Here is a 905-nt window from a genome sequence, read left to right on the forward strand (position 1 = left end):
CCATTCCCTTGGTCAATGATGTTGGTAATTGTGCCTTCCTGGTCGTCAGTGACCTGTATTTCATTTTCGGTAAAGGATACATTACCAGTGTTGGTCACTTTATAAGTCCAGGTCACAGTATCGCCAGCAGGGATTTCTGGTGCATCCTCTGGTGCGTCAGCATCTACTCCATTGGTGGACTTTTCAATATCGATGCTGGCATCAGTTAGCTCATCCACGAAGTCGTTGTCCGTATCGTCTTCCCCAGGCTCTAAAGTTACACCCACAATATTGTCTACAGTGGTGTCGTTGTCGGTAGGATCGCCATCATTGCTATTGTCTTGGTCGCTGACATCTTGATAACCTGGTAGATTAGTTTGCACAACCTCGTAGTCACCAGGCTCGACATCGTTGAATGAGTATGTACCATCTGACCCTGTAGTAGTAGTGGCTACGTTATTGCCCTGGTCATCACGCAATACGACCTCTACATCAGCAAGAGGAGTATCACCCGTACCATTGTTATCAGTATCTTCGGTGACTGTACCTGATATGGAGCCATTGGGTATCTCATCCACGAAGTCGTTGTCCGTATCGTCTTCCCCAGGCTCTAAAGTTACACCCACAATATTGTCTACAGTGGTGTCGTTGTCGGTAGGATCGCCATCATTGCTATTGTCTTGGTCGCTGACATCTTGATAACCTGGTAGATTAGTTTGCACAACCTCGTAGTCACCAGGCTCGACATCGTTGAATGAGTATGTACCATCTGACCCTGTAGTAGTAGTGGCTACGTTATTGCCCTGGTCATCACGCAATACGACCTCTACATCAGCAAGAGGAGTATCACCCGTACCATTGTTATCAGTATCTTCGGTGACTGTACCTGATATGGAGCCATTGGGTATCTCATCCACGAAGTCGTT

General features: G+C 47.0%; 1 protein-coding gene. It reads right to left on the reverse strand.

Translation table 11 applies throughout. From position 1 onward, the window contains the following. The coding region (locus F6K23_RS08315) for an SdrD B-like domain-containing protein (protein ID WP_293153265.1) at positions 1–905 on the reverse strand (905 nt) is incomplete at both ends.

Source organism: Okeania sp. SIO2C9 (assembly GCF_010672455.1).
Classification (GTDB): Bacteria; Cyanobacteriota; Cyanobacteriia; order Cyanobacteriales; family Microcoleaceae; genus Okeania.